At 65.5% G+C, this 22,359-nt stretch carries 24 protein-coding genes and 1 riboswitch; of the genes, 7 read left to right on the forward strand and 17 right to left on the reverse strand.

What is annotated here, in order from left to right; translation table 11 throughout:
* Positions 1 to 55: 55 nt before the first annotated feature.
* The 12 genes from THIX_RS00940 to THIX_RS00995 form a co-directional block, all read right to left on the reverse strand.
* A complete protein-coding gene (locus THIX_RS00940; protein ID WP_112484467.1) occupies positions 56 to 799 on the reverse strand; it encodes a flagellar motor protein in 744 nt (247 codons plus the stop codon).
* Positions 800 to 844: 45 nt separating this feature from the next.
* Entirely contained in the window at positions 845 to 1,576 is a 732-nt protein-coding gene (gene fliA, locus THIX_RS00945; RefSeq protein ID WP_112484468.1) for an RNA polymerase sigma factor FliA, read from the reverse strand.
* 33 nt (positions 1,577 to 1,609) lie between these two features.
* On the reverse strand, positions 1,610 to 2,467 hold the full coding sequence (locus tag THIX_RS00950) for a MinD/ParA family protein (RefSeq protein WP_112488034.1): 858 nt from the start codon (positions 2,465 to 2,467) through the stop codon (positions 1,610 to 1,612).
* 10 nt (positions 2,468 to 2,477) lie between these two features.
* Positions 2,478 to 3,884: a flagellar biosynthesis protein FlhF gene (gene flhF, locus THIX_RS00955; protein ID WP_112484469.1), complete on the reverse strand. Its 1,407-nt coding sequence runs from the start codon at positions 3,882 to 3,884 to the stop codon at positions 2,478 to 2,480.
* A 3-nt stretch (positions 3,885 to 3,887) separates the two neighbouring features.
* Entirely contained in the window at positions 3,888 to 5,987 is a 2,100-nt protein-coding gene (gene flhA, locus THIX_RS00960) for a flagellar biosynthesis protein FlhA (RefSeq protein ID WP_112484470.1), read from the reverse strand.
* Between the two features lie 2 nt (positions 5,988 to 5,989).
* Entirely contained in the window at positions 5,990 to 7,132 is a 1,143-nt protein-coding gene (gene flhB, locus THIX_RS00965) for a flagellar biosynthesis protein FlhB (protein WP_112484471.1), read from the reverse strand.
* 3 nt (positions 7,133 to 7,135) lie between these two features.
* The gene (gene fliR, locus THIX_RS00970; RefSeq protein ID WP_112484472.1) at positions 7,136 to 7,933 is read right to left on the reverse strand and encodes a flagellar biosynthetic protein FliR; all 798 of its coding nucleotides are present in this window, start codon (positions 7,931 to 7,933) and stop codon (positions 7,136 to 7,138) included.
* Positions 7,930 to 8,202, reverse strand: a complete 273-nt coding sequence (gene fliQ / locus THIX_RS00975; protein WP_112484473.1) for a flagellar biosynthesis protein FliQ — start codon at positions 8,200 to 8,202, stop codon at positions 7,930 to 7,932. Before fliQ ends, fliR begins: the two co-directional genes overlap by 4 nt.
* A gap of 10 nt (positions 8,203 to 8,212) precedes the next feature.
* Positions 8,213 to 8,965: a flagellar type III secretion system pore protein FliP gene (fliP, locus tag THIX_RS00980; RefSeq protein WP_112484474.1), complete on the reverse strand. Its 753-nt coding sequence runs from the start codon at positions 8,963 to 8,965 to the stop codon at positions 8,213 to 8,215.
* A complete protein-coding gene (gene fliO, locus THIX_RS00985; protein ID WP_233224331.1) occupies positions 8,962 to 9,288 on the reverse strand; it encodes a flagellar biosynthetic protein FliO in 327 nt (108 codons plus the stop codon). The genes fliP and fliO overlap by 4 nt, the downstream gene beginning before the upstream one ends.
* A 403-nt stretch (positions 9,289 to 9,691) precedes the next feature.
* Positions 9,692 to 10,546 carry a DMT family transporter gene (locus tag THIX_RS00990; RefSeq protein ID WP_112484476.1) on the reverse strand — a complete coding sequence of 285 codons (855 nt, stop codon included), beginning with the start codon at positions 10,544 to 10,546 and terminating at the stop codon, positions 9,692 to 9,694.
* 252 nt (positions 10,547 to 10,798) lie between these two features.
* Entirely contained in the window at positions 10,799 to 12,319 is a 1,521-nt protein-coding gene (locus tag THIX_RS00995) for an amidase (RefSeq protein WP_112488035.1), read from the reverse strand.
* Between the two features lie 156 nt (positions 12,320 to 12,475).
* On the opposite strand from THIX_RS00995, the gene THIX_RS01000 reads away from it, so the two are divergent.
* On the forward strand, positions 12,476 to 13,051 hold the full coding sequence (locus tag THIX_RS01000; RefSeq protein ID WP_112484477.1) for a sensor histidine kinase KdpD: 576 nt from the start codon (positions 12,476 to 12,478) through the stop codon (positions 13,049 to 13,051).
* An 80-nt stretch (positions 13,052 to 13,131) separates the two neighbouring features.
* Here the strand turns inward: THIX_RS01000 and THIX_RS01005 are convergent, their stop codons facing one another.
* From THIX_RS01005 to THIX_RS01020, 4 genes are all read right to left on the reverse strand, one after another.
* Positions 13,132 to 13,836 carry a HugZ family protein gene (locus tag THIX_RS01005; protein ID WP_112484478.1) on the reverse strand — a complete coding sequence of 235 codons (705 nt, stop codon included), beginning with the start codon at positions 13,834 to 13,836 and terminating at the stop codon, positions 13,132 to 13,134.
* A gap of 317 nt (positions 13,837 to 14,153) precedes the next feature.
* Positions 14,154 to 14,741: a CBS domain-containing protein gene (locus THIX_RS01010; RefSeq protein ID WP_112484479.1), complete on the reverse strand. Its 588-nt coding sequence runs from the start codon at positions 14,739 to 14,741 to the stop codon at positions 14,154 to 14,156.
* A gap of 248 nt (positions 14,742 to 14,989) precedes the next feature.
* Positions 14,990 to 15,265 (reverse strand): hypothetical protein, encoded by a 276-nt coding sequence (locus THIX_RS01015; RefSeq protein WP_158540767.1) that lies wholly within the window; start codon positions 15,263 to 15,265, stop codon positions 14,990 to 14,992.
* Positions 15,259 to 15,465, reverse strand: a complete 207-nt coding sequence (locus THIX_RS01020; RefSeq protein ID WP_112484481.1) for a DUF3563 family protein — start codon at positions 15,463 to 15,465, stop codon at positions 15,259 to 15,261. Before THIX_RS01020 ends, THIX_RS01015 begins: the two co-directional genes overlap by 7 nt.
* 965 nt (positions 15,466 to 16,430) lie before the next feature.
* Here THIX_RS01020 and THIX_RS22830 point away from each other — a divergent pair.
* Positions 16,431 to 16,649 (forward strand): hypothetical protein, encoded by a 219-nt coding sequence (locus THIX_RS22830; protein WP_146748423.1) that lies wholly within the window; start codon positions 16,431 to 16,433, stop codon positions 16,647 to 16,649.
* Between the two features lie 98 nt (positions 16,650 to 16,747).
* Here THIX_RS22830 and THIX_RS01025 read toward each other — a convergent pair whose 3' ends face one another.
* Positions 16,748 to 17,221: a heme-degrading domain-containing protein gene (locus THIX_RS01025; protein ID WP_199195351.1), complete on the reverse strand. Its 474-nt coding sequence runs from the start codon at positions 17,219 to 17,221 to the stop codon at positions 16,748 to 16,750.
* A gap of 559 nt (positions 17,222 to 17,780) precedes the next feature.
* Positions 17,781 to 17,890: riboswitch (guanidine-I (ykkC/yxkD leader) on the forward strand.
* 50 nt (positions 17,891 to 17,940) lie between these two features.
* On the opposite strand from THIX_RS01025, the gene THIX_RS01030 reads away from it, so the two are divergent.
* The 5 genes from THIX_RS01030 (at position 17,941) to THIX_RS01055 (ending at position 22,304) form a co-directional block, all read left to right on the forward strand.
* The gene (locus THIX_RS01030) at positions 17,941 to 18,930 is read left to right on the forward strand and encodes an ABC transporter substrate-binding protein (RefSeq protein WP_112484483.1); all 990 of its coding nucleotides are present in this window, start codon (positions 17,941 to 17,943) and stop codon (positions 18,928 to 18,930) included.
* Positions 18,931 to 19,108: 178 nt separating this feature from the next.
* Positions 19,109 to 19,966, forward strand: coding sequence for an ABC transporter permease (locus tag THIX_RS01040; RefSeq protein WP_112484485.1), 858 nt, complete (start codon positions 19,109 to 19,111; stop codon positions 19,964 to 19,966).
* A 12-nt stretch (positions 19,967 to 19,978) separates the two neighbouring features.
* Complete coding sequence (locus THIX_RS01045; RefSeq protein ID WP_112484486.1) at positions 19,979 to 20,872, forward strand: ABC transporter ATP-binding protein; 894 nt, start codon at positions 19,979 to 19,981, stop codon at positions 20,870 to 20,872.
* Between the two features lie 22 nt (positions 20,873 to 20,894).
* A complete protein-coding gene (locus THIX_RS01050; protein WP_112484487.1) occupies positions 20,895 to 21,632 on the forward strand; it encodes an urea amidolyase associated protein UAAP1 in 738 nt (245 codons plus the stop codon).
* A gap of 24 nt (positions 21,633 to 21,656) precedes the next feature.
* Positions 21,657 to 22,304 carry an urea amidolyase associated protein UAAP2 gene (locus THIX_RS01055; RefSeq protein ID WP_112484488.1) on the forward strand — a complete coding sequence of 216 codons (648 nt, stop codon included), beginning with the start codon at positions 21,657 to 21,659 and terminating at the stop codon, positions 22,302 to 22,304.
* Positions 22,305 to 22,359 lie beyond the last annotated feature (55 nt).

Genomic DNA, 22,359 nt, shown 5'->3' on the forward strand with positions numbered 1-22,359 from the left:
CATCGCTCTGGCTCATGGTTCATCTCCCTGACCGGCCGGCTTCGGCTCGCCGCCTTCAGTGTGCGAAATAGCTTTGCAGGCGGCCCTCGATGATGCGTGGATTCTCACCCTCGGCGATCGACACCAGACCGTCGACGATCAACTCTTGCAATTTAGCGCGCGCATGCACGATGCCTTTCATCTTGTTGGCAACCGGCAAAAAAAACAAATTGGCCGAGCCCACGCCATAGATGGTGGCAACGAAAGCCACGGCGATGCCCTCGCCCAGCTTGCTGGGGTCGGCCAGGTTTTCCATCACGTGGATGAGCCCGAGGACTGCCCCGAGAATGCCCACGGTGGGGGCGTAGCCGCCGGCGGATTCGAGCACCTTGGCGGCCTGGCTGTCGTGATGCTCCACCGCGCCGATCTCCTGCTCCAGGGTGGTGCGGATCTTGACCGGATCGGTGCCGTCCACCAGCATCTGCAGTCCTTTGCGCGTGAAAGGATCAGGCACATCGTCGACCAAGGCTTCGAGCGAGAGCAGGCCGTTCTTGCGCGCCGTGTCGCTCCATTGCAGCATCATGCGGATGGCGGCTTGCGGATCGAGCGCGGGCGGTTTGATGACCCAAGGCAGCATTTTGAGCGAACGCATGAACACGACCAGCGGATACTGCAGCATGACCGCACCCGTGGTCCCGCCAATGACGATGAGAAAGGCCGTGGGCTGAATGATGGACGCGATATGGCCGCCTTCGAGCAACTGCCCCAGCAAGATGGAACCCAGCGCGACGACGAGACCGACGAGACTCAGGATGTCCATGGGCAGTGAGAAGCTGGGCCTGCTGTGCGTATGGGGTTTGAGCGATCAGCGCGCCGGGGCGGCGCCGTGCGCTTGCAAACTGGCGCGCAGGCGCATGACGGCCTGTTTCATGAGCTGGCTCACGCGAGACTCACTCACCTCCAGCACCTGGCCGATTTCCTTGAGCTGCAAATCTTCCTGGTAGTACAGCGAGAGGATGAGGCGCTCGCGCTCGGGCAGTTCCTGGATGGCGCCCTGCAGATCGCGTTCGAGCTGCTCGTCCTGCAAGGCTACATCGGGCTGGGCAATGGAAGTGTCGGCATGGCGTTCCGTGAAATCCAGGCCTTCGCCGGACGCCATGTCTTCAAGGTAGACGAGTTGCAGGCTGCTCTGCGCCAGCACAGCGTGGTAGTCCGCCAGCGTCCAACCCAGGTGGGCGGCGATTTCGACGTCCTCCGGGGGGCGTCGCAGGCGCTGGGTGAGCGCCTGAATGGTTTTCTGGATGGAGCGCTCCTGCGTGCGGCTGCGGCGCGGCAGCCAATCCTGGCGCCGCAACTCGTCGTAAATGGCGCCGCGGATGCGGATGGCGGCGTAGGCGCCGAACTGGGCCGGCGATTGCTCGTCCCCCCTTTCCAACGCGTCCCACAGACCGATCATGCCAGCCTGCTCCAGGTCGGCGATGTCCACCGAGGCTGGCAGTTGCGCCGCCATTTGTCCGGCGATGCGCCGCACCATCGGCAGATGGCGCGCGAGGCGCTCCTCGCGAGGTTCGGCCGGGGTATACGAGACGGGGGTCATCGACTGGGCGGGCGCGATGCAGATGGACTGGCGTCAGGCGGGCGCGGCGGGTTGCTCGGCCTGCAGCCACTGCGCCATGAAGAATTCAAGCTGCCCGCTCGACCCCTTGGGCACGGGCCATGTGCGCACCCGCGATGCCAGCAGGGCAAAGGCGGCGGCGGCGGGACTCTGCGGCGCTGACTCGACCACGGCGCGCTGCGCGCGCACCGCGGCACGCAAGGCAGGGTCGAGCGGGATACTGCCGACCAGGTCAAGCGAGACGTCGAGATAACGGTCGGTCACGCCGACGATCTTGGCGAACAGCGACTGGCCTTCGCGCGCGTCGCGCACCATATTCGGCAGCAGGTGGAAACGACGCTGCCCATACTGCTTGGACAGCACCTTGATGAGGGCATAGGCATCGGCCACGGAGGCTGGCTCGTTGGACAGCACGACGATGAGGTCCTGCGCGGCGCGGCTGAACGTGAGCACGTCGCCCGAGATGCCGGCGGCGCAGTCCACCAACAGATAGTCCAGCGGCAGCTCCAGGCTGCTGACGGCGTCAATCAGGCGCGACTGGCTTTGTGCATCCAAGGCGGCCATGCTGCTGACGCCGCTGGATGCCGGCAACACCCAAATGTCGTGCGGCCCGCGCACCAGCACCTGCTCCAGTGTTTTTTCCCCCGATAGCACGTGCGAAATGTTGTGGCGCGGCGTCAGGCCCAGCAAGATGTCGATATTGCCGAGACCGAGGTCGGCGTCAAACACCATCACGCGGCTGCCGGCCTTGGCCAGGCTGATGGCCAGATTGGCCACGACATTGGTCTTTCCCACGCCGCCCTTGCCACTGGCCACGGTGATGACCTTGGTGGCCGGGCGGTGCAGGCGGCGCAGTCCTTCGGCTTGGTCCATGGTCATGTCCTCAACGGCTGGAAGCGGCGCGTGCGGGCTCTTGGCCGGCTGGCGCCAGGGTGTGATGCTCGGCTCTATCGCTTTGCAGCAAAGCGGCAATCTTAGCGAGCGCGGGTGCGTGCAGATCTTCCGGCACTCGCTGGCCGTCGGTGTAGAACCAGAGCGGCAGGCCCTGCTCAACCAACCATTGCAGCGCGGCGCCAAACGCAGGCGTTTCGTCCAGCTTGGTCAAGATGCAAGCCGCCACGGGCAGGTGCTGGTAGAGCTTCCAGAGTTCGGCATAAAAACCCTGGCTCATGCCGGCGTTGATCAGAAGCAAGCGGGTGATGCGTTCACCGCAGGCCTGCAACCACTGCATCTGCTCGGCCAGGCGTGCGTCACGCGGACTCAGGCCGATGGTGTCGATGAGCACGAAACGCCGGTCGGCGAACTCCTGCAGATGTTGCTCGAGTTCGGCGGCATCGCGCGCCACTGCGACTGGCACGCCGAGGATGCGGCCGTAGATCTTGAGCTGCTCGACGCCGCCAATGCGGTAGGTGTCGGTGGTGATGAGCGCCACCGCAGCCGTACCGTGACGCAGCACCAGACGCGCCGCCAGCTTGGCGATGGTGGTGGTCTTGCCCACGCCGGTTGCGCCCACAAGAGCGTAGATGCCGTCTTCAGCGAGCGGCTCAGAGGGCATGTCCAGCCCTTGCAGGTAAGTCGTGAGAGCGGCCGGAAGGTCGGCGCCGCCACCCGCCATGGCGCGCGCGCTGGAGAGCGAAAAACCCAGCCCCTGCAAACGCGCGACCAGCGGCGAAATGGCAGGTTCGCCGGCTTGCGGCCCACCCTTGGCGACGGAAGACAGCACCCATTGGCGCAGCTCCTGGACTTCGTCTCGCAATTCACGAATCTCGCCCGACCAGGCGGGCTGCGCAGCACTTCGCGCATCTGACGCCGATCCTGGAGAAGTCGCTGAAGCCTGAGGTGCCGGATGGGTCGCCGCCTGGGGCGCGGCCTTCGACATGGGCGGCGGCACGGTTGTCACGCGTGGCGCAACCGCGGCCGTGGGTACTTGATGGTGAACTGGCGCTGCTGCGCGCTGCAGCGGTGGCGCAGCGTTTGCAGAACGTGCCGCAGCCGCCTGGGGGCTGGCGAGCGGCGAGCCGGCTTGCGTTTGCCGCAGCGCTGCTGCGGGCGACCCGGAGCCGGGCTGTAGCCCGCGCGACGTCGCTGCGGTCGTGGTCTCAGGTGCGGCCGGGTCGGCGCTGGCGGCCTCGGCCTGAATCTGGTTGGCGTCGAAATCCACCGCTGCCATGAGTTCCACGCCGCCGACGATCTCGCGGTTCGACAGGATGACCGCGTCAGGCCCGAGATCATTGCGGATCCGTGCGAGCACTTCGCGAGTGTTGGTTCCGGTGAATCGCTTGATTTTCACGGCTTAGGCTCCGAGGGTGGAGATGATCTTGACCTGTTTCCGGTCCGGCACTTCGGCATACGACAACACCCGCAGGCGCGGTGCGGTGCGTGCCAGCAAACGGGCGAGGAACTGGCGCAGGGGGGCGACCGTCAGCAGCACGGGGCTCGCGCCCTGGGCTTCCATGCGCTGCATCAACTCGCGCGCCCGCTCCATCAGCCGCTGCGCCAGGCCGGGTTCGATGGCGGCTTGGGCCGGGTCGGCGCGCAGGCTGGACAACAGAATCTGCTCGAGCTGGCCATCGAGCACGGCTGCCGACAGCTCTGCTTGCGACGCCGATAGGGTTTGAACAATGAAGGAGCCGAGCGCCTGGCGCACACGGGCGGTGAGTTCGTCGGCATCCTGCACCTGTGCGGCGTTCTCGGCCAGCACTTCGGCGATGGTGCGCATGTCGCGAATGGGAACACCCTCGGTCAGGAGGTTCTGCAACACCTTGCGCAGGCGATCCGGGGAGATGAGCTTGGGCACCAGATCTTCCACCAGCTTGGGGGAGCGCGTTGACAAATGCGCCAGCAGCCCTTCCACCTCTTCGCGCCCAAGCAGTTCGGCCGCGTGCGTCTGCAGCAGGTGATTCAGATGCGTGGCGATCACGGTGCTCGGATCGACCACCGTGTAGCCCAGCGATTGGGCCTGGTCACGCTGGCCGGCGGCAATCCACACCGCGGGCAGGCCGAAGGCCGGGTCGGTCGCGGCCTGTCCCTGCAGCGTACCCATGGCCTGGCCCGGATTGATCGCCATGAGCATGTCGGGAAACACTTCGCCCGCCCCTACTTCAACGCCTTTCAGCGCAATGCGGTAGCCGCCGGGACGCAGCTCGAGGTTGTCGCGGATGTGCACGGGCGAAACGAGAAAGCCGAGTTCCTGTGCGAATTTTTTGCGCACGCCACGTATGCGGCCGAGCAATTCACCGCCCTGGTTACGGTCGACCAGGGCGATGAGGCGATAGCCCACATCCAGCGCGAGCAAGTCCACAGGCTCGATCTGTGCCCAGCTCACGTCCTCGGGTTCGGCTGCAGCGGCCGGCGGCGGCGCCGCAGCGGCAGTGGCGGCCGCCTGGCGTTCCCGCTTCCCGCGCAGCCACAAGATGCCGCCGAGCACTGCGGAAGCGAGCAGAAAGGACAGATGCGGCATGCCGGGAACGAGGCCGATGAAGCCGAGCATGCCGGCGGCGATGGCCAGCACATGCTGGTGGTTGAACAGTTGAGCAATGAGCTGGCGCCCAACGTCCTGTCCGGTCGACACATTGCTGATGACGATGCCCGCGGCGATGGAGATGATCAGCGAGGGAATCTGCGCCACCAACGCGTCGCCAATGGACAGCAGGGTGTAGTTCTGCGCCGCCTGGCTCAGGCTCAGACTGTGCATGAATACGCCGATGACCAGGCCGCCGATGAGATCGATGAACAGAATGAGGATGGCGGCGACCGCGTCACCGCGGACGAATTTGCTGGCGCCGTCCATCGCACCGAAAAAATCGGCTTCCTGAGCGACATCGCTGCGGCGCCTGCGCGCTTCTTCCTGGTCGATCAGGCCGGCGTTGAGATCAGCGTCGATCGCCATCTGCTTGCCTGGCATGGCGTCCAGGGTGAAGCGTGCGCTGACCTCGGCGATGCGTCCGGCACCTTTGGTGATCACAACGAAGTTGATCACCACCAGGATGGCGAAGATGATGATGCCCACCGCATAGTTGCCGCCGACGACAAACTGGCCGAACGACTCGATCACCTCTCCCGCTGCTGCGGTGCCGTTTTGTCCATGGAGCAGGATCACCCGCGCCGCGGCCACGTTCAGCGACAAGCGCAGCAAAGTGGTGAGCAAGATGGCTGTCGGGAATGCGGCGAAGTCCAGCGGCCGAGTGAGGTACAGGGTGACCAGAAGGATCACCAGCGACAGCGCAATGTTGAAGGTGAAGAGCAGGTCGAGCAGGAAGGTGGGCAGCGGCACCACCAACATCATCAGGATCAACACCACCAACAGCGGCGCGGCCAGCACGCGCCAGTCCGCCCGGCGCAGGGCGCGCAGTGCCGAGGATGCCATCGAGGAAGACGAGGAAGATGTCGCCATGGTCAATGCACCGGCATGGCCGTGTCCGCGGTGGTATCGAGTTCGGATGGAATGGCCCAATCGCGCGGCAGTTCAGCCTGCTGCGGCAGCGCTCGCAATTGATACACGTAGGCCAGCAGCAGCGCGACGGCGTTGTAGAGCGCAACCGGAATTTCCTGTTCCAGATCCGCATAGCGATACAGCGCACGCGCCAGAGGGGGCGCCTCGACGACGGGAATGCCGTGCTCTTCGGCCAGTGCGCGGATGCGCGCGGCCACCTGGCCAGCCCCCAGCGCCAGCACCACTGGTGCCCGGTTGCGCCCCTGGGTGTAGCCCAGTGCGACGGCATAGTGGCTCGGGTTGGTCACCACCACATCAGCTTTGGGTACTGCAGCCATCATGCGTTTGCGGGCGCGCTCGCGCTGCAGGGTGCGGATGCGCTGCTTGATCTGGGGGTTGCCTTCACTTTCTCGCATTTCATCCTGCATGTCCTGACGTGACATCTTGAGCTTGCGGTTGAGTTGCAGGATTTGCCACGGAACATCCACCGCGGCGATGACGAGCGTGGCCGCCGCCAGCCACACGAAAGCTTGCCCACACAAAATCGCCAGTTGCATCGGGGCCAGGCTCGGCTCTATCTGCAGTAATTGCAACAACGGGCCTCGCTGGGTCCAAAGCACGACGCTGGCCAGCACGCCGATGACCAGAACCTTGAGCACGGCCTTGCCCAATTCGCCCAGGCCAGTGATTGAGAACATGCGTTGCAAGCCGGCCACCGGGTCAAGGCGCGTCCAGTCAGGCGCCAGGGCCTGCGCGCTGAACACCCAGCCCCCGAGAGCTAGGCTGCCTGCGAGACTGGCCATCATGGTCAGAAGCACGATGGGTAGGAGTATCGCCAGCCCGGATAGGCCGACATGGCCGACAAAATGAAGCATCTGCGCAGGATCGCGGGTGGCGACGGTGGGGATGGTCAACCCCGTCTGCAGCATGGTGCTGCCTTGCTGGTAGACCCAGTTCCCACCATAGAACACGCTTGCGGCGATGCCCAGCAACAAGAGACTCGACGTCAGGTCGCGCGAGCGCGCCACCTGCCCCTTGTCCCGCGCCTGTTGCTTGCGCTTGAGTGAGGCAGGTAATTCCTTGTCTTGGGCGCTTTCGTCAGCCATGGCTCAAACAGGATGAGCAGCCGCCTGCAGCAGCAGGCGGGTGGACAGATCGAGGCCCACTTCGACCAGATGGCGAACCACCGTTTGCATGACCGGCATGAGCAGATAGAGAGCGAGGAAACCCAGTGCGAAGAACAGCGGAAAACCAATGGCGAACAGATTGAGCTGCGGAGCCAGCTTGCTCAGGGTGGCCAGCCCCAGGTTGGCGATGATGAGCACCCCCAGCACTGGCGCCGCCAGCGCCAGGCCGAGACTGAACAGGGCAGAACCCTCCAGCGCCAGCGCGTGCCAGGTGGCCGCCCCCAGGCCGAGCGCAGGCCCGACTGGAATGAGGACGAAGCTGCGCGCCAGCACGGCCAGCAACAGCAGATGGCCGTTGAGCGAGACGAACAGCAACATCGCCAGCAGATTGAGAAAACTCGCCAGGGTTGTGACCTGCACACCCTGGACCGGATCGAACAGCGTCGAAAAACCGAGTCCCATCTGGAGCCCGATGATGCTGCCAGCCAGTTGCACGGCGCTGAGGATCAGAGTCATGGCCAGGCCAATGACTGCCCCCACCAGCAATTGCTGGACCACCAGCATCCAAGCCAGACCACTTCCCAGTTGCACTGGCGGCATGGCTGGCAACGCCGGGGCGAGCGCCACGGCGATCAACACCGCGAGGCCGACCCGGACCTGAATGGGGATTTGCGTGGCACCGAATACCGGGGCAACCGACAGCATGGCGAGCACGCGCAGGAAGGGCCAGAAGAAGGCGCCGATCCAGGTCTCGATCTGAATGGAGGTGAAGTCGATCATGAGCCCAGAAGGCGCGGAATACTCTGGAACAGGCGAATGGTGAAGTCCATCAGCACATGCAACATCCACGGCCCAGCGAACACCGCGGCGAGCCCGATGGCCAAAATCTTCGGCACGAAACTCAGGGTCATCTCGTTGAGCTGGGTCGCCGCTTGGAGCAGGCTCACCAGCAGGCCCACCACCAACGCTGCGCCGAGCAGGGGCAGAGAGATGAGAAACATGATCCAAAGCGCCTGCTGACCGAGGGTGGTGATGGCTTCCGGCGTCATGTTGGCTCCTTCAATGCACGAAGCTCTGCACCAGTGAACCGATCACAAGCTCCCAGCCATTGACCAGCACGAACAGCATGAGCTTGAGCGGAAACGACACGGTTACGGGCGACAGCATCATCATCCCCATCGACATCAACACGGCCGCCACCACCATGTCGATGATGAGAAAGGGAATGAAGACGATGAAGCCGATCTGGAATGCCGTTTTCAGCTCTGAGGTGACAAAGGCCGGAATCAACAGCGCCATCGGTGTTTCGGCCGCAGAAGCCAGCGGCTTATGGCCGGAAAGCTTGACGAACAGGGCCAAATCCTCCTGGCGAGTCTGTCCCAGCATGAAAGTCTTGAGCGGGGCCGAACCGGCATCGAGCGCCTGGGTCATGGAAATCTGGTTGTCCATCAGCGGCTTGATCGCCACGTCGTTGACCTTGTTGAGCACTGGGCTCATCACGAAGAAGGTGAGGAACAAGGACAAACCGACTATGACCTGGCTGGGAGGAACCGTCGTCGTTCCAAGCGCCTGCTTGAGCAACGACATGACGATGACGATACGGGTGAAAGCGGTCATCATCAGCAGCATGGCGGGCAGGAACACCAGCGCTGTCATGAACAACAAGGTCTGCAGGCTCAAGGTGTACTCGGTACCACCGCCCGCCGCGGGTGTGCTGGTGAACGCGGGCAAACCCTGCGCCTGCGCCCACGCCGGGAGCAACAGGGCGAACAGAACGATGGTGTTGCAAAGTTTGCGGATGGACAGGTTCATGGACTTCGATCTTGGGGCTCGCCTCTTGCCGTGGCTTTGCGCAACCAGTCCGAAAAAACCACGGTGGCGTCGGTTTTTCGTACATTGAGCGCTTGCGGCAACACATGCAGACAGCGCAGGCCCTGTGGACTCGAACCCACCAACAATTGCTGTTCGCCGACCTGTATCAGCAAAAGTCGTTCCCGCGGCGAAAGTGCCAGGGTCGCGATCACGCGAAATTCGGCATTCGCTCCGGAAAATCCCGGTTGCACTCGCCTAAGTCCTCGCAAAACAAGGAAAAAAAAGACCAGCACAAGCGCCAGCCCGCCCAGGATACGCAGCAAAGCTGTCCAAGATATGGGATCAGACAAATTCGATTCTCCTGATCAAAGACGGATTTTTGACAAATGCAGTGGCGCCTTGTCAACAGCTTGACGCAGCAACGGGAGCGAGAATAGACCGTACGAATCTTGGGCGGGCTCGAATTTGAAGCGTCACCCCATGGACGCCCCTGGTTCGCGGAGCGTTCAATTCGTGGCGGCATCGCATCAGGCTCGAGCTTGTGCAATGAGCGCGTGCAGCCAGCAAGTCGTGTGAAGTGGAATTTAAAAACTGGATGAAGCCATCGCGATACCCGCGAGCCCAGGCATCGCCTGCCATTGCGGCAGGCCTGAAACAACGCGCGGCAGCCCGAAGTTTGGCCCCCTTCGGGCGCGGTCGCTGCAAGGCAGCGGCCTGGGGGAACTCTCAGGTCTTCGCCCGCACCGCCACCAGGGCCGAGCCAACGATGAGCAGCGCCGCCAGGCCGAGCGGCCAGGTGAACGGTCGGCCGGTGGTCCACACCAGCAGCGTGGTGGACGCCAGCGGGGTGAGGTAACCGAGCACGCCGAGGGTGCGCGGGTCACCCAGTTTGAGGGCGCGGTCCCACAGGTAGAACGCGGCGCCGAGCGGCCCCAGGCCGAGCACGGCGATACGCATCAGCTCCGGCACCGTGAGGTTCACGGCCGGCTCCAGCGCCGCGTGGCAGGCCAGCGCCAGCAGACCCGACAGCAGCGCGAACAGGCCGATGGCGGCCGTGGGAAAACCGCGCCCTTGCTGCGCCAGGCGTCGGCTACCCAGGGAAAACGTCGCCCAGATGCAGGCCGAGCCCAGGGCCGGCACATAGCCCCAGGCGAAACCGCCATGCAGCCCGCGCCCGCCGACGATGGCAACGGCAGCCCCGGCAAAACCCACGACCGCCGCGCCGATGTGCACCGGCCGCAGCCTCGTTCCCGGAAGCAGCAGCGGCGCCAACACGACGATGAGCAGGGGCCAGAGGTAATTCACCAGATTGGCCTGCACCGGGGGCGCATGCCGCAACGCGATGAACAGCAGGAAGTGAAAGCCGAACAGGCCGTAGACGCCGAGCGCCAGAGCCACTGGCCGCACCCGGCGCCATTGACGGAAAAAAGGCCAGGCCGGCACGCTGCCCACGATGAGCGCCAGCCCGGTGAGCAGGAAGGGCGGCACACGCGCGAGTTGCACGCCGAGCGTGGCCAGCAGGGCCCAGAGGGTGATGGCGCCGATGGCGTAGAGGTTGGCGCGAGCGTGGGTGGAATGCATGGGCACACTGTGAGTGTAAGTGGCGCGCGCGGCCAGGGATTGTTGCCCAACACCGGCTTGGTGCTGCGCGACAGGCACAACCACTGCAGCGCGGGGCTCACTCTGCGGAGCGGGGCTTACTCCTCCGGCAGGCAGTGGCTGCGCAGCCGAGTCGGCGGTGGCGGTGGCGGTGGCAGCGCCTGCTCATCCATGCGGCTCAGGCCGACCCGGCCGACCCGGCCGATCTGGCTGATCTGGCGGAGGCGGCGTCCATCAGGGCGGGGAGGCTGGGGCGGTGTGGACAGCCGTCAGATCAGGCCGGCGCTGCGCCCAGGGCTGGGCGGCTTCGAGCTGGGCGGCGAGGCGCAACAGCAGGTCTTCGCGCCCCCAGGGGGCGATGAACTGCACACCGACCGGCATGCCCTGCGCATCGACCTGCAGCGGCAGCGACATGGCCGGTGCGCCGGTGAGGTTGGCCAGTTGCGTGAAGGGGGTGCGCGCCAGGCTTTGCCGCGCCAGATCGTCGACGATGCCGGTCTTGCGCAGCAGCCCGCCCAGGCCCAGGGCCAGCACCAGGCGCAGCGCGGCCTGCTGGCTGGCGGGAGTGTCGAGTTCGCCGATGCGCGCGGGCGGCTGCGCCGTGGTGGGGGTGAGCAGCATGTCGTAGCTGGCATGGAACGCGGCCAGGGCGCGGGCGAAACCGTTCCAGCGCGCGTGCAGGGCGACGTATTCGGCGGCCGGCAGGCTGGCGCCGATGGCGGCGATGGCGCGGGTGTCGAGCTCGAAATCCGCCGGCCGCGCGCCATGCGCGCGGATGCAGCGCCGCACCTCGGCGGCGACATGGCCGAAGTAGATGCCGAGATAGCTTTGCGCCAGCGCCAGGCCGTCAATCGCCGGTGCGGCGGGCTCGACCCGGTGGCCGAGCGACTCCAGCAGATGTGCGGTGCGTTCCACCGCGGCGACACACTCGGGGTGCACCGCGCCGCCCAGCGGCGAAGCCACGCTGAAGCCGATGCGCAAACGCCCCGGTGCGGCGCCCACTTCGAGCGCATAGAGCCGTTGCGGCGCGGCCACGGCGTAAGGGTCGCCCGGCTCGGCGCCGGCAACCACGTCGAGCAGCGCGGCGCTGTCGCGCACGCTGCGGGTGAGCACATGGGTGCAACTGGCGCCTTCCCAAACCTCGTCGGCCGCCGGGGCATGGCTCACCCGGCCGCGCGAGGGCTTGAGCCCGAACAGGCCGCAATAGGCGGCGGGAATGCGGATGGAGCCGCCGCCATCGGACGCACCTGCCACCGGCACGATGCCCGCGGCCACGGCCGCCGCCGCGCCGCCGGACGAACCGCCGGGCGTGTGATCCAGGTTCCAGGGGTTGCGGCAGGGGCCGAACAGCAGCGGCTCGGTCACGGCCTTGAGCGCGAACTCGGGCAAGTTGGTCTTGCCCAGCACCACCAAGCCGGCGTCCTGCCAGCGCTGCGCCACGCTGCTGGTGGCGCTGGCCAGGACCTCGCGGCGGGCGCGCGAAGCCCAGGTGGACGGCATGCCCGCGACGTCTTGTCCCAGGTCCTTGAGCAGGAAGGGCACGCCGGCAAAGGGGCCGTGCTGGCCCTGGGCGAGTTGCGTGCCAAGTTGCGCGCGGGCCTGCTCACGCCAGTCCATCACCACGGCGTTGATGCGCGGGTTGAGCGCATCCAGCCGCGCCAGTGCGGCATCGAGCACTTCGGTCGCGCTCACCTCGCCGCGTGCGATGAGCGCGGCCAGGGCGGTGGCGTCGAGGGTGGGGTCGATGTCGGGCATGGCGTCAAGCATAGAGCCAGTGGCAGGGCCTTGTCCGCATGCCCTCGTTGACCGCCGTTGGCGGGCGGTAAAAAGCTGCTGACATTGCTCGCGCCGAACGCGGCTGCGTTCCTGGGGCCTGTTCACGCTATTGCTGCGCAGCCCAACCCAAGCCTAGTGGCTTACGCGCCTGCGGCGGTGAGTTGCTACGACGCCGTGGCGCCGCATCACGCCGGCAAATTGCGACTGCGCCACGGTCTGCGCCGCATGGCCGAGGGTGGTGCCGCGGTCGAGGCCAGCGATGCCCAGGCCGCATGCCTGACGGCGCATCGGCTGCAGCAGGCGTGCCGCGCAGCGCGGACAAGGGATGGCCGGGGCCAACTGATGCCTCGTCGCGCACGCAGGCCCTGGCATCCGACCCGTGCGAACCCGCGCGCCGACGCGTTGCGACATCAACCTGCTGTGCTGCACGGCGCCCGCGGCGCCGTGGTCGTGCTCGGTTTGGAGCCCATGGCGGGCCAGGCGTGCTGGTGGGTGGTCGACGCCGGGCCGGGCCTGGATACGCAGCAACAGGCGCAACTCTTTCAGCGCCATGTGCCCCAGGGCACGCAGCCCGGCCGCACCGCCGGCTTCGGCCTGGGCCTGTATTTCGTGCGTCTGGTGGCGGAGAAGCACGGCGGCAGCGTGGGCGTGCAGTCAGCCCCGGGGCAAGGCGCCAGCTTCTGGATGACGTTGCCCTTGGAGCCAGGCTGAGTGGAACTGGGCGCTGCGCGAGGCGGCCGTGCCTGGAGTTTGCCGGCTTGTTGAGGCGCTTGCTCGGGCGCCGCTTGGCGTCAGGCCTGTTCGCGGCACTGCTGGGCCAGCGCCACCAGCGCCTCGCGCACCTCGCCCGCGTTGTGCACCGGCGCGGCGAAATCGATGCGCAGCAGCCGGCCGTCGGCGCGCAGGTCGAAGCCGTCGGTGTCCACCCCGACCATGCTTACCTCCTGCGCCTGCACGCCGTGGAGATGGGCGCAGTAGGCCCTCAGGTTGTGCACATGGTCAGCGTTCATGTGGGCGAGGATGCCGGGCTCGGCCTGCTCCAGGCTGTTGGCCGGAGGGGCGAAATCGGCCGGAGCGATCCAGTGGATCTTGCCGAAGCCGCCGATGAAGCGCACCGCTTCCACCTCGATGCGGTAGAAGAAAAAATCGTGCATGCCGAAGTAGCCATCGGCCTCGGGCAGGTAGCGCAGATAGCGCGAGCCCGGCGCATCCTTGTCCGCCAGGCGGCTCGCACGGCCGACGAGGGTGACGCGCCCCGCCGCCTGCGCATCGTCGGCGCAGGGGTGGGCGATGATGCTGGCGCGCGGGTCGGCGTCCAGGTTCTTGGTGTGCTCGGCCAGGGTTGAAATCAAAATCACCGGCCGACCCTGGTGGTCGAGCATGAACGGCGCGATCGAGCCGAAGGGCATGCCGCCGAGGCGTTTCGACAAGGTGGACAGCACGCCGTTGGGATGGGCGCGGACGAATTGGCGGGCTTCGAGGCCGAGATCGTGCATGGCAGTGACTTGGCAAGGTGCAGGGGAAATGAGGCAAGCGGGGCACGACGTGCTTGTTGGCCATCGGCGGGCCAGCTGTGGGCCGCCAGACGCCGAACCTGGCGCAAAGCACCCGAAGGCACTGGCTATTGTGCCGCTGCGGGCAGCCGGCGAATGCATGCGCAAGCGGATGTCGTCCCGGGGCGGTCGCCCGAGCGGATGTACAGCCGAAATCCAACATCCCGTCCGGCAGCGCAGGCGGCTGACCAGCGGCCTGGGCGTGCGCCTCGGCGCATTCGGACTTGGCGCCAGCGGGGGCCGGCACCAAGGCGATGGGTTCAGCTCGCGGCCAGCAAGTGCTCAACCTCGGCGAAGCTCTGCGGGCGCTCGGTCGGCTCGATCGGAAAGCCGAGCTGACGGCCAATTTGCGTGGTCGAAAAAATGCCGCGGATGGTCGGCACATGGCCGCGCTCGAGCACCAGAGCATGCTGGCGGCCACTGGCGCGCAGGGTCATCACCACATCGCCAACGCTGGAATGCTGCACCTCGTTGTAGTCGAGCACCTGAATCTGCTCGCGCGGCACCATCACCCGTTCCACCAGCACCGCATCACGCGGCGTGCCATCGCTCACCGCGACGCGGATGGGTTTTTCGCCGAGCAGGTCGCGCGCGGTGATGATCCCCAGCACATCATCGTTCGCATCCACCACCAGCAACAGCCGCACGCGGGCGTGGATCATGCGTTGTTGCGCCAGGTCCACGGTGGCGTCCGGGCTGATGGTGACTGCGCTGACGCGCCGCAGATCGGTCATCACCGCCGTGGCTGGGGCGTCCATGTCGACATGGGCAGGGCGGCCGAGATCGACTTCACTGAAACGTGTCTGTGCCGGCAAGATGCTGGCATGCAGGCTGCGATATATCGTCATGCTTTCCTCCTGGATTGCTGTGCCGCACCATCGCTGCCAGGAAATCCGGCAAACGACAGTTTTCACGCGAACCAATGTAGACCCAGGCCGCGGAACCTGCTGTTTCGACGTGTCCCCAGTCGCAAGCAAATATTGCAATGCAGCATGGTTTCCGCCGTGGCCTCCAGGACTTCGAGATTCTCCATTAGACGCTGGTGATGCCCCAGTGAGCACTCCGCGGATCGAAGGCATCGCGCCCTTGGTGGTCTTCAGGGCTTGCGCGCCGAAGGGACCAGTATCAGTTGCTCAAGGGCGGCCAACTCGCGCTCGAATCGACTTGCGGCCAGCAGCGACCGCTGAACCATGTCAGCGCGCACCGCATCGGCGCACTGCGAAGGCAAAGCGTCGAAGGGCTCTTGCTCGAGTCGAGCTGTGGTCTCGGCAAGCACCTCGACATCCTCTCCCGGAGGGGCGACGGGACTGGCGGTGCCCGCCGAGTCTGCCATGCGCGGTGTTGTGCTCGCCCGCAGGGCGGGTGCTACCACAGCGCGCTCCAGTGGTTGGCGAGTGCACCAAGGGGACCGATGTTCGCTGAGAAAGCGCCACCTTGACGGTGTTCGATCTCGCTCATGCGCCGCTCCAGGTCGTAAATGTCGGTGGCTTGCTCGAGATAGGCTTCATCGCCGTTGCGCGAGCCGTGACTGGCGGAAAACATGGCCTTGAGTTGGCCCAAGAGTTTGTTCATGATGCGTCTCCCTTGTGGGGAGCCAAGGCAACCCTAAATTAGGGTTAACCCTAGTCTAATACCTCTTGCCGAGGCTTGCAGTTCATGCGTTTGTCAGGCACGGTGTGCGAGCGCGCTTGCCGCGCAGGACCTCGCAGCGACGAATGCGGGCCGACTGCACCGCTCGATGCCGGCTCCGGACGCTGAAGTGAAACGCCCCGGGGTTTTGGGAGGCTGGCTGGTTGAAATCAAGCCGCCATGGCTGCCTGACACAGTAGATGTGGCAAGCCAGACTCAAGAAATGCTGTCCCTGGCTCATATTCTGGCCAACGAACGGGAGTCTCTACTACCAATCTTCTCGACTCAAGAAGTTTGGTACGTGATTGTTGCGGAGCTTCCACCACCTCTGGCGTCGGGCTCGGTATCCAGCCGTAGCGGGTTGGTGCATTAGTACCAAGGAAGGCCAATTTTGGCGTATTCGCCGGACCCCAAGGGGTCCGGCTTCTTCTTAAGAGCGAGCTCTCCGTGGCAGTGCTGGGAGAACAACGGTATACGTGCATGCGTAGGAAATGCCTGTGCGCGCCCCCGCAACCAACATAATCAAGCACTTGGCCCGGACTCACCCTCCGGGCTTTTTGTTGCCCGGCGTTCATGTAATGGCTGCATGGGAATGGTGGTCGGGCATGTCTGCGGCTGCAGAAACGACAAGCCCGGCCATCGCGACGGGACTTGTTTCGAGCTTCGGTGTGGCATCAAGAAAACCCGCTGGGGGGAGCCCCGTGGGGATGGGCCGAGCGCCATGAACCACGCCGGTGATGAAGCCGGGCCGCTCTGCGCCGACGCCCGCGCCAGGCACTATGTGAGGCCGCGTGGATGACCATAGGCCATAGGCCATAGGCCATAGGCCAATCATGGGAGCTTCTGCTGGCGAGCAAGAATTAAGTGTTTACCCTATGCTGCAGTGCAGCACAATCTGGAGATTCATCATGACTGCATCCCTCGCCAAACCTACCTCGACATCCAAACCCCGCGTCGCTGTCGCGTCACCTCTGCGGCTTGCGCTTGGCGCTGCGCGGCTGCGCGCAAAGCAGATGATCACGCGCCGCGACGCGCGCCGTCTGCTCGAGCGCGCCGAACGCTACACAAGCTCGCAGCCCGGCTTTGCCGAAGACCTGCGCGCTGCTGCGCTCGCTCACCTTCGCTGAGTTCCCTGAACGCTGAGCGGCGAACCGTCGCTACGGTGCCAGACGTTTCGGCGCCACAGTCGACTGCACGCCCCAGCGCAAGCGGCTCCCCAGCCCAATCACGCCAGTTCCCGCAGCCACTTCGCGAGGACTGCGGCAACCAGTTCGTGATCTTCCCGCTGCGGCAGCCCGGACACGGTGACCGCACCCCATAGCAGCCCGCTGCGGCTGCGCAGCGGAAAGCTGCCGCCATGCGACGCGTAATCGCGCAGTGGCAGACCCATCTTGTCCTGCAGCGTGCTGCCCTCGATGCCCAGCGCAAGACCCACCGCGTACGAACTGCGCGCCTGCAACTCGACGGTGTTGCGCTTGCGCCGCACCCAGTCGGCGTTGGCGGGCGTGGCCCCGGCCATCGACGAGAAGAACACCGTCTTCCCACCCAGGCGCACCTCGATGGCCAGGGCGGCGCAACGCTCGAGCGCTGCCTCGCGCAGCAACGAGCCCAGGCGCCAGGCGGCATCCGCGCCGACGGGTTCGCACGCCAGCTCCGTCTCCTGGGCTGCGACCCGATCCAGTTCCTGTTTGACGTCCAATCCATTCCTCGCAATCGCCCGTCTTTCGGGCACGGTCATGTTTGCACTTTGCTGATCCAGGGCGGGCGGCCCATCTCATCGCCGCGATCGAAATCGCCTTGGCCGACGGCTTGGGGTGATGACGGCACCTTCGGCAGTCTCGCCCGCGGCCATGCTAACCACGGCAAGACTCTTTGCCAAATCCGGTGCATGCCGACAAGCACACCAGCGCTCTCGAGCCCGGTGTCCAGGCTGCTGCTCGCGCTCGGAGAAAGAGTCGAATGCGTCGATCCATTGCTGCATCCCTGGCCCAGGCTTCGGGCGCAGGACGATGCGAATCCGCTCGCGCTCGATGAGGCCTTCACTCTGCCGCTTGAACCGAAGCGCGTTCGGAAGGCGCGCGGCTTGACGGCGACCGTTGGCGCACCATGCAGGCGCGCCGATGCTCCGGCTTGGTGCGAACCTGCTCGCTTCAGCGCGCGCCATCGGCATGCCGACAGGTCATGCTCAGGGAAAGCCGCAGATCTGCGCTGGCATATTTCATGCTTCTACCTCATCAGGAGGCGCGCTGATGGCGCGCACTGAGGCGGGCTAGGGTTCCGGTTGCGTTTGTATGGCGCGATGTCTGGTCCAAGAGCTTGCCGGCTTTGCGACTGCGGAGCTCCACGGAGGGATAAAAGCCCGGGAGGACGCCCATTGCGGCGCGCCTCCCCTTTGTCCCTTGAAACCCGGAGCCTGCCATGACCCTGTTGCAAACCCTGTTGCGCAAAGTTCTGCCTGCCGCTGGCTTATTGACGCTGGCCTTGCACCCGATTCCCTCGTTTGCCCAAGTGACCTTGGGCGTGTCCGACTGGCCGGGCTGGGTGGCCTGGTACGTGGCGGAGAAAGAGGGCTACTTCAAGAAATACGGTGCTGACGTCAAACTGGTCTGGTTTCCGGACTACATGACCTCGGTCAACGCCTTGTCGGCCGGCCAGATCGATGCCAATTGCCAGGCCTTGATCGACACGCTCTCGCCGGTGGAGAAGAAGGTGCCGGCCAAGGTGATTCTGGTCACCGACAACTCGGCCGGAAATGACGCGCTGATGGTGAGAAACAGCATCAAGACCTTCCCTGAACTCAAGGGCAAGACGGTGGGCGTGGAGATCGGCTCGATCGAGAATTACCTCGCCGCCACTGCGCTGAAAATGCACGGCATGGGCGAGAAGGACGTGAACTTCGTCAATATGTCCACCGGGGACGCGGCGGCGGCGCTCATTGCCGGCAAGGTGCCAGCCGCCGGGGTGTGGAACCCCTGGATTGAGCGCATCCAGCAACACAAGGCGGGCCATCCCCTGTTCACCAGCAAGTCCGCCCCTGGCCTGATTCCAGACGTGGTGTATGCCCGCGACGCCGCGCTGGCCGCGCACCGGAAGGACTTCGTCGGCATGACCAAGGCCTGGTTCGCGGCGGTGAAGTTCATCGAAGCCAACCCGATGAAAGCGGCCGAGATCATGGCGCCTCACGTCGGCCTCAAGCCGCAGGAATACGCCCTCAGCCTGGCCGGCACCAAGCTGTTCGGCGCCAAGCTCAATCTGGAGGCCATGGGCAAGAGCACGGCGCCGGTGTCGCTGTATGTGAGCACGGCCGCCACGGGTGACTTTCTCGTGAGCCAGAAGGCCATCACCGCGACCCCCGATCCGGCCGGCTTCATCGACGCCGGCATCGTGAAAGCCGCGATGAAGCCGTGATGTTGGCAGCCGCCGACCTGCGCCACGGCCTGCTTGAGAACCCCCAGGCCGAGGCCATGCAGCAGCCTTACCCCGAGGGAGTTGCGGTCCGTTGGATTGGCGCGGTATTTGCTGACTTGGCTGATGCAGTCCTGGCATTCGCACGAGAGATCAGGCGCATGGCGCCACTGGAGTCACGATGAGCGCACAACCTCTGGACGCCAGCAGTTCCCTGCCGCTTGCCAAGTCGCAAACACCGCGCACCAGCCGGCGCTGCAGGGATGGCCTGCGCATCCGCGCGGCCATTCCCAACTGGGCCTACGTCGCCTTGTCGGTCAGCGGATTTTTACTGCCGCTCATCGTCTGGCAAGTGGTGGCCGCAAGCGGCTGGGTGGGTTCGCTGTTCCTGCCCTCGCCGCTGGACGTGGTGCACAGCTTCAGCGACTGGCTGCACGACGGCCTGTCAAACGATACCTTTATCAGCATCTACCGCGTGGTCATGGGCTTCTTGCTCGCGGCCATCATCGGAGTGCCGCTGGGCCTTTACATCGGCGCCTACAAATGGTTCGAGGCGCTGCTGCAGCCGGTCAACGACTTCGTGCGCTACATGCCGGCCTCGGCCTTCATCCCGCTGGTGCTGCTGTGGGTGGGCATCGGCGAAGGCTCGAAGATCGCCATCATTTTCATCGGCGTGATTTTCCAGATCATCGTCATGGTGGCCGACGCCGTGCGGCGCGTTCCCGAGAACTATCTGGAAGTGGCCTACACCATGGGCGCGCGCCAGGGCGAGGTGCTGAGCCTGGTGATCTGGCGCGGCATCCTGCCCGAGTTGCTCGACATCCTGCGCATCAACATGGGCTGGGCCTGGACCTATCTGGTGGTGGCCGAGATGGTGGCGGCCAACAGCGGCCTGGGCTTCCAGATTCTGCAAAGCCAGCGCTTCCTCAACACGCCAAAAATCTTTGTCGGCATTTTCATCATCGGGCTCATCGGCCTGCTGTTCGACCTGGCATTCCGCTGGGCCTACCGCCTGGCTTTCCCCTGGAAGCGCGTTTGAGGCGCCGAGGCCATGACGCAATCCGAAGTGCATTTCGAGGCCGTGAGCAAGAGTTTTGCGCGCCGCAAGGAGCAGCCCCTGCTGGTGCTGGACCGCGTGTCGCTGCGCGTCGCACCGGGTGAGTTTCTAGTGCTGGTGGGGGCTTCGGGCTGCGGCAAGTCCACCCTGCTGCGCATCCTCGCCGGGCTGGAGAGCTACGACGGCGGCAGCGTCATCCTCGACGGCCAGCCCATTCGCGGCCCAGGCTCGGACCGCGCCATGGTGTTCCAGCACTACAGCCTCTACCCCTGGCTGACGGTGAAGGACAACATCCGCTTCAGCCGCCAGCTCAGGGTGGTGCGCGACAACCTCACCAGCAACGACGTGGAGGTGGCTTCCGGCCGCTCCGACGCCTTGCTCCAGCTCATGGGCCTGGCGCATGCCGCGGACTACTACCCCAACCAGCTCTCGGGCGGCATGCAGCAGCGCGTGGCCATCGCCCGCGCGCTGATGAACCGCCCCAAGCTGCTGCTGATGGACGAGCCCTTCGGCGCGCTCGATGCGCAGACGCGCGAGGTGATGCACGACCTCATCCGCCATGTGCATCAGCTCGAAGGCACGACCATCGTCTTCGTCACCCACGACGTGGACGAGGCGCTGTACCTGGGCGACCGCGTGGTGGTCATGGCGCCCCGCCCCGGGCGCATCGACAGCATGGTGGGCGCTCCCTTCGGCAGGCGGCGCGACCAGGAGCTGAAGGCGGCGCCCGAGTTCCTCGCCCTCAAGCGCCAGATCCTGCAGCGCATTCGCGAAACCTCGGGCATGAAGACGGATCTCGATCAGCTCGATCAGCTCAGCAAGCATCTCGAAGCCACGGCCGAGGGGCGTTCCTCGGCGGACTCGCGCCCCCTCGGAGGGCAGGTGTGAGCACGTCACAAGGAGATTTCGCATGACGCAGAGCGTCAACCCCGTTCCCCCGGAAACCCTGCTCTGGGAGGAGCTTTTGCCGGGCGGTTGCCACTGGTCCGGGCTGATGCGGCGCGGCACCGCGCTGCGCCTCACCGACACCGGCGGGCGCGCCAACCTCGCGGCCCTGTTCTACCGCGCCGACGAGAAGCTCGAGCGCTACAACATGCCCGACACCCTCAAGGCGCAGCACACCGCGATGCTGACGCAGGGGCACGCGCTGTATTCCGACATGGGCCGGGTGATGTGCTCCATCACGGCGGATCTCTGCGGCTGGCACGACACCCTCGGCGGCCTGTCCACCGATGCCGGCATCCAGGCCCGGTACGGAAACACCAGCTACCAGACCCACCGCAACGCGATGCACCGCAGCGCCGAGGACGGCCTGCTGATCGAACTCGGCAAGTACGGCCTGGGGCGCAAGGACCTGGTGCCCAACGTCAACTGGTTCAGCAAGGTCGCGGCCGACGCCGACGGCAGGCTGCACTTCGACACCGCCCACGGACGCGCAGGCGCGTGGCTCGACCTGCGCTTCGACATGGACGTGCTGGCGGTGTTCTCCGCCGCGCCGCACCCGCTGGACCCGCGGCCCGACTACGCGCCCAGCGACATCAACCTCAGCGCCTGGCGCTGCGGCCCGGCCGATGCCGGCGACGTCTGCCGCAATGCCTGCGCCGAGAACCAGCGCGGCTTCTACCGCACCGACCTGCTGGTCCGCTGAACCCGATCCACCCTCCGACTCGCCATGTCCTCCTTCCATCTCGTCGAAAGTCCGCTCGACCCCGGCACCGCCGTGTACGACCACGTTCTTCCCGCAGGCGGGGGCTGGCTGCACCCCATCAGGGCCGGCCAGACCTTCCGCATCCTGGACCTGGAAGGCAACCAGGCCGTGGACACCTTGTTCTACAACGCGCACGACGTCACCGAGCGCTACAGCGCCACCGAAACCCTCAAACAGCAGGGCGCGATCTACCTCACCGCCGGCAGCAGGCTGATGTCCAGCCACGGCCGCGAGATGCTCGCCATCACCGCCGACACCTGCGGCCGCCACGACACTCTGGGCGGCGCCTGCGCGGCCGAGAGCAACGCCGTGCGCTACGCGCTGGACAAACGGCCCATGCATTCCTGCCGCGACACTTTCCTCAAGTGCCTGTGGCAGTACGACGGCGGGCTGACCAAGCGCGACCTGACCAGCAACATCAACTTCTTCATGAACGTGCCGGTCACGCCAACAGGCGGGCTGCAGTTCGCCGACGGCGTGTCGGCGCCGGGCAAGTACGTGGAAATGCGCGCCGCGATGGACGTGCTGTGCCTCATCTCCAACTGCCCGCAGCTCAACAACCCGTGCAACGCCTACAACCCCACGCCCGTGCGCCTGCTGATCTGGAACTGAGGCCCCTCCAATCCCCTGCCTGGACGACCCGGCAGGCTCCTCTTCCCAACGGGAC

The sequence above is a fragment of the Thiomonas sp. X19 genome, from assembly GCF_900089495.1.
Classification (GTDB): domain Bacteria; phylum Pseudomonadota; class Gammaproteobacteria; order Burkholderiales; family Burkholderiaceae_C; genus Thiomonas_A.